Annotated in this window: 6 protein-coding genes and 1 pseudogene; all 7 read left to right on the forward strand. The window is 67.9% G+C overall.

All coding sequences use genetic code 11. The features are described 5' to 3' along the window. Positions 1-65 precede the first annotated feature (65 nt). Positions 66-1,607, forward strand: a complete 1,542-nt coding sequence (locus tag A9X01_RS17470) for an acyl-CoA synthetase (RefSeq protein ID WP_065121940.1) — start codon at positions 66-68, stop codon at positions 1,605-1,607. Between the two features lie 24 nt (positions 1,608-1,631). After that, complete coding sequence (locus A9X01_RS17475) at positions 1,632-2,408, forward strand: crotonase/enoyl-CoA hydratase family protein (protein WP_065121941.1); 777 nt, start codon at positions 1,632-1,634, stop codon at positions 2,406-2,408. Next, a complete protein-coding gene (locus tag A9X01_RS17480) occupies positions 2,405-3,544 on the forward strand; it encodes an acyl-CoA dehydrogenase family protein (RefSeq protein ID WP_155772142.1) in 1,140 nt (379 codons plus the stop codon). Before A9X01_RS17475 ends, A9X01_RS17480 begins: the two co-directional genes overlap by 4 nt. Continuing rightward, complete coding sequence (locus A9X01_RS17485) at positions 3,541-4,554, forward strand: acyl-CoA dehydrogenase family protein (protein ID WP_253849162.1); 1,014 nt, start codon at positions 3,541-3,543, stop codon at positions 4,552-4,554. The genes A9X01_RS17480 and A9X01_RS17485 overlap by 4 nt, the downstream gene beginning before the upstream one ends. Positions 4,555-4,620: 66 nt before the next feature. Further along, entirely contained in the window at positions 4,621-5,097 is a 477-nt protein-coding gene (locus A9X01_RS17490; protein WP_065121942.1) for a nuclear transport factor 2 family protein, read from the forward strand. Beyond that, positions 5,094-5,918: an SDR family oxidoreductase gene (locus tag A9X01_RS17495; RefSeq protein ID WP_065121943.1), complete on the forward strand. Its 825-nt coding sequence runs from the start codon at positions 5,094-5,096 to the stop codon at positions 5,916-5,918. The genes A9X01_RS17490 and A9X01_RS17495 overlap by 4 nt, the downstream gene beginning before the upstream one ends. Further along, positions 5,915-6,241, forward strand: a pseudogene (locus A9X01_RS17500) (alpha/beta hydrolase); the annotation flags it as partial. The gene A9X01_RS17495 and the pseudogene A9X01_RS17500, both read left to right, overlap by 4 nt.

The raw sequence follows: 6,241 nt of genomic DNA on the forward strand, positions 1-6,241 counted from the left end.
AAGCTGTGGCGCATCAGGGCCACGGCGCTTTCCTCTGAGCGGGACATGATGCCTATGTTCGACGTATGCAAGACGTGATCGCCCGCGCGCGCAGTCACTCGCTCGGGGACATCCCTCGCCGCCCGGCTCGCAAGCACCCGGACAGGACGGCGATCATCGACGGCGAAACCGTCCTGACCTTCGCCGAATTCGAGCACCTGGTGGACCGGGCGACGGCTGCCTTGCACGACAACGGTTTTGCGCCCGGCGACCGCGTCGCACTGCTGGCCCGCAATTGCTGGCAGTACGCGGTACTGGTGTTCGCGACCGCGCGCGCCGGGGTGGTCCTGGTCCCGGTGAACTTCATGCTCACGGCTGAAGAGATCGGTTTCATCCTCGGGCACAGCAACGTCAGCGGGTTCTTTGTCCAGGACGAATTCTTGGCAATCGCGCAAGATGCGCTGCGGGTGGGCGGCCGGGACCCGAAGACATTCACGCTGAGCGACGACTTCACCGACTGGTTGAATACCACGACCACGGCACCGCAGCCGCTCATCGACGACGACCGCGTCCTGCGGCTGATGTACACCAGCGGCACCGAATCCCGCCCCAAGGGCGTCATGCACAGCAGCCGCAGCCTGCTCTGGAACTACATCAGCACCATCGCGGCCGGCGACAAAAGCGAGGACGACGTCGAAATCCATTCGCTGCCGCTCTACCACTGCGCCCAGCTGGACAACTTCCTGATCCCCGATATCTATCTCGGCGCCACCAGCATCATCCTGCCGCGCCCCGAACCAGCGGCCGTACTGCGCACCATCGAGCGCTACAGGGTCACCAATTACTTTGCGCCGCCCACGGTTTGGATCAGCCTGCTCCGCTCGCCGCTGTTCGACGAGGTCGACCTGTCCAGCCTGCGGAAGGGTTATTACGGGGCGTCGGCAATGCCGACCGAAATCCTGGGCGAAATGCGCCGACGGCTGCCGCACTTGAGGTTGTGGAACTTCTACGGCCAGACCGAGATGGCGCCGTTGGCCTCGGCGCTCAGGCCCGACGAGCAGGACGCGCACGCCGGCGCCGCCGGGCGACCGGTGCTCAACGTGGAGACCACGATCCTCGACGATGACGACGTCCCCGTCGGGGCCGGCGTCGTCGGGGAAATAGCGCACCGCAGCCCGCACCTGATGCTGGGCTATCTCGACGACGCCGAGAAAACCGCGGAAGCGTTCCGGAACGGCTGGTTCCATTCCGGTGACCTCGGCTTCTACGACGAGCACGGCCTGCTGCATGTGGTCGACCGCAAGAAGGACATGATCAAGACCGGCGGCGAGAACGTCGCCAGCCGGGAGGTCGAGGAGGTGCTGTACCGGCACGGCGGCGTGCACGAAGTCGCGGTGTTCGGCCTGGCCGACCCGGTGTGGGTGGAAGCCGTCGTGGCCGCGGTGGTGCCACGCGACGGCGTCCGCCTCACCGAGCAGGACCTGATCTCACACTGCCGGGAACACCTGGCCGGGTTCAAGACGCCCAAGCAGGTGTTTCTCGTCGATTCGCTGCCCAAGAACCCCAGCGGCAAACTGCTTAAACGCGCACTGCGGGAGCGGTTCGCCCGCGCGTCGGCGGGCGACTGAAACCGAGTCCCTACAGTTGCCAGCATGAGCACCGCTTTGGATATCAGCACCAACGGACCGATCCGCACCTGGACGATCAACCTGCCGGGCGTCGGAAACGCCATCACCGGCAAGGACGTCATCTCCGAGTTCGAGGCGGCGGTCGACGGCGCCAACGCCGAGACGGAGGTGCGGGCGGTGATCCTCACCGGCGAGGGCAAGATCTTCTCGGCCGGCGGCAACGTCAAGGAGATGGCCGACCAGGCGGGCATCTTTGCGTTGAGCGCGTTGGACCAGCGCCGCGCCTACGTCGACGGAATCCAGCGCATTCCGCGGGCACTGGCCCGGCTCGAGGTCCCGCTGATCGGGGCGGTCAACGGGGCCGCCATCGGCGCCGGCTGCGACCTGGCCCTGATGTGTGACATCCGAATCGCTTCCGAGCGGGCATCTTTCGCGGAAAGCTTCGTGCAACTCGGTCTCATCCCCGGCGACGGCGGCACCTGGTTCCTGCAGCGGGTCATCGGCTACCAACGCGCCGCGGAGATGACGTTCACCGGTGACCGCATCGACGCGGCCACCGCGCTCGAGTGGGGTCTGGTCACCAGCGTCGTGCCGCACGACGAATTGCTGCCGAAGGCCAACGAGCTGGCCGAACGCATCGCCAAGAACCCGCCGCACGCACTGCGGATGGCCAAGCGGCTGTTGCAGGAGTCCCGCACAGGTTCGCTGGAGTCGACGTTGGGCATGGCCGCCGCGATGCAGCCGCTGGCGCACCGCGACCCCGAGCACGAACAACGCATCGCCAAGTGGCGGACGCGCTGATGCCACCCAGGTTGGTGCCGCCGACGGGAGTCGACGACGAGGCCGCCGGACAGCTTCGCGGCGAGGTCCGTGCGTTCATCGCCGAGCAGCTGGCGGCGGGGGCGTTCACGCCGACCGTCGACGCGTGGCTGTCCCGGTGGGACCAGAATTTCACCGCCGCGCTCGCCGCGCGGGGCTGGCTGGGCATGACGGTGCCGGTCGAGTACGGCGGGCACGGGCGTTCGTTTCAGGAGCGGTTCGTCGTCACCGAGGAGCTGCTGGCCGCCGGGGCTCCGGTTGCCGCGCATTGGATCTCCGATCGCCAGATCGTCCCGTCGCTGCTCAAGTACGGCACCGAAACGCAGAAGCGGCACTTTCTGCCGCGCATTGTGCGCGGCGTGTGTTTCTTCGCCATCGGAATGAGCGAGCCCGACTCCGGTTCTGACCTGGCCAGCGTGCGTACCCGGGCCGAGCGGGTCGACGGCGGCTGGTCGCTGTCCGGCACCAAGGTGTGGACCTCGGGAGCGCATGTCGCGGAGGCGTTTATCGCGTTGGCCCGCACGGAGCCGGTAGACCCGCAGCACCGGCATGCCGGGCTCAGCCAGTTCATCGTCGATCTGCGCGGCCCGGGCATCGACATTCGGCCGATCATTTCGATGAACGGCGCCCATCACTTCAACGAGGTGATCCTGGACGGCGCGTTCGTGCCCGACGACATGGTGTTCGGCACGATCGGCGACGGGTGGCAGCAGGTGACCTCGGAGCTGAGCTTTGAACGCAGCGGACCGGAACGGTTCCTGTCCACCTACGTGCTGCTGGCGGCGTGTGCCGACCGAATGGCCGCGAACGCGATTCCCCGCGACGCGAATCTGGGCCGGCTGGTGGCACGGATCGCCGGCCTGCACCGCATGTCGACCGCGGTCGCCGGTGCGTTGCAACGCCACGAAGCGGCCGACCTGCCCGCCGCGGTGGTCAAGGTGCTCGGCACGTCCACCGAGGGTGATATCGCCGAATTCGCCGACCTGCAGGACCCGCCCGATGCGGTGTTCTCGGAATTGGCTCGCGCCGCCGTTGACCAGCGGCCGGGCTTCACCCTGCGCGGCGGCACCAACGAGGTGCTGCACGGCGTGATCGCGCGCGGATTGGGTCTGCGATGAGCGTCGACGCGGCTCTCGTCGAGATGATGGGCGCCGTGCTCGGCGAATACCGGGAGAAGCATCCGCCGGGCGAGACGGTGCAGCGGGACCAGGAGTTGTGGAGCCAGCTCGACGAACTCGGTCTGGTGCGGCTGACCGGCGCCGAAGCGGTAGGCGGCAGCGGGGCCGGCTGGTATGAGGCGGCCGAGCTGCTGGCCGCCGCGGCCGGTCATGGTGTGCGAATCCCGTTGGCGGAGCACGATTTACTGGGCTGCTGGCTGTTGGAGGCGGCCGGTCTGCCCGTCGACACAGCGGTGCGGACGGTGGCCGTGCTCGACAAGCAGGGCGAGGCCGCTGGGGTGCCCTGGGCCGCGGGCGCTGACCGGGTGGTCGTCGTGTGGCGGCCCGAAGGTGGGTACCGGGTCGCCGACGTTCCCGTCGAGGAGCTGTCCATCACCCCGGGCACCAACCTGATCGGTGAGCCGCGTGACGCGATTGCGACCGACCTGACGGTATTGTCCGGCGAGCCGGCGACCCTGGCTTTGGTCACCGAGTTGCGGCTGAAGGCCGGACTGGCGCGGGCCATCCAAATCTGCGCGGCCCTGGATCGGATCGTGCAGCTGTGCATCGAGCATGTGACCGCGCGCGTCCAGTTCGGCCGCCCGCTCGCGAAATTCCAAGCGGTGCAACACATGCTCTCCGATATCGCGTCCGAGGCCGCGCTCGCCCGGGCGGCGACGGAGGCGGCACTGGCCACCGCGGTGTCCAGTGGCTGGTCGGCGTTCAACCTGAATTTCCTGGTCGCCGCCGCGCGTTCGTGCGCGGGCCACGCCACGGCGGTGGTGGTGCGCAACGCCCACCAGGTGCACGGCGCGATCGGCACCACCCGCGAGCACCGGCTGCACGAGTTCACCCGGGCCGCACTGGCATGGCGCTCGGAATTCGGTTCGATGCGCTACTGGGACGAGCAGGTCACCGACGCGGCGCTGCACGCGAGTGCCGGCGGGCTGTGGGACCTGATCACCGGGTAAAAACGGTGTTCCACTGACCGGGCGCCTCGGGTGTGTTTGATGCCCCGCCGGGGTTGACTCACAGCCATGAGCATCGACATCACGCTGCCGGAACTTCAGGAGTTCATCGCCGGCTTCTGGTACCACTACGACGAGGCGCACTATCCGGAGTTGGCTGCCCGCTATGCCGACGATATCCGGTATGTGAGTCGAAGCGACAGCGGCGCAAGCCCTTTCGAAGAACTGATGTCGCCCGAGCTGCGCGGCCGCGACGAGGTGCTGCAATGGCTGACCGAGCACCGCGAGCAGAGCCCCTACCCGTTGCGCCACCACGCCACCAACGTGCACCGCATCGGATCCGACGGGGATGTCACCCGCGCCCGGTTCTACCTCTTCGTCAACCAGATCGCCAACTTCGTGCCGTTCGCCGTGTCCAGCGGCGTCGCGGAGGTCGGTGTGCGACGGGGCGGGACCCACGGCCTGGAGTTCACCGAGATGGACGTCGTCCTCGACACCACCAATTCAGAGCTGCTTTCCGTGCGGCATGCCAGCATGGGGTCGTGAACGCGCGCGAAACGTTCTCCGGCGGCGTGGCCGTCATCACCGGTGCCGGCGCCGGTATCGGCGCGGGACTGGCGCGGTACGCACACCGGCTGGGCATGACCTTGGTGCTGGCCGATATCGACGCCGACGCCATCGCGGCACTGCGTGACGAACTGGGCACCGCCGTGGCTGTCGTCTGCGATGTACGGGACCCCGGCGCGGTCCAAGACTTGGCCGACCAAACCTACCGTGACGTCGGCCCGGTACGGCTGTTGGTCAACAACGCCGGCGTCGAACAATTCGGTTATCTGTGGGACACCCCGCTGGACAACTGGCGGCGCGTCGTTGACGTCAACATCAGCGGGGTATTCCACGGTGTCCGCGCGTTTCTGCCCGCGATGATGGCCAGCGACGAGCAGGCGTGGGTGTGGAACCTGTCGTCGGTGGGCGGGGTGACCGCGATTCCGCTGCAGTCGCCCTACATCATGAGCAAGCATGCCGTGCTCGCGCTGACCGAGTGTCTGCGTCTCGACATCGAAGCCGCCGGGCACGGCCACCACATCCACGTGCAGGCGGTACTGCCCGGCGCCGTCGTCTCCAACATCTTCGAATCGGCGGGCGGGGTCGACGACGGTGACGCCGGAGCCGCCGAGTCGCAGCGGGCCGCAATGCTCGACATCAAGGCAGCGGCGATGGATCCGCTGGCCGCCGCCGAGACGCTGTTCGAACAGGCCGCCGCGGGGCGGTTCTATCTGGTCACCCAGCAATCGGTGATCGAGGCGATGACGCGGCGAGCGGAAGTCCTTGCTACACAGAGCCCTCCGGCCCGGCGCCAGAGATGAAGCTCGACCCGGACGCCGCCGCGCGGGTCGCCTCATTCGGTGACGTCCCGCCGATGCGGGAGCGGGGTCTCGCGGCGGTCCGAGCCGCCATCGAGGCCGCTCCCCCGCCCGACGATATGCCGGAGATGGCCGACATCACCGATGTGGTTATTTCCGAACGCCTTCCGGCCCGGATCTACCGCCCCACCGACGCTGCCGGCCAGCCGGTGCTGGTGTATTTCCACGGCGGCGGCATGGTGATGGGCACCAACCGGTATTCGACGGCGACGACGACCGCACCGGACGCCGACGCCAGCGCCCGGGCCAGCGGTTCGAACGAGTGG

The sequence above is a fragment of the Mycobacterium asiaticum genome (assembly GCF_001668675.1).
In the GTDB taxonomy this organism is placed as follows: domain Bacteria; phylum Actinomycetota; class Actinomycetes; order Mycobacteriales; family Mycobacteriaceae; genus Mycobacterium; species Mycobacterium asiaticum_D.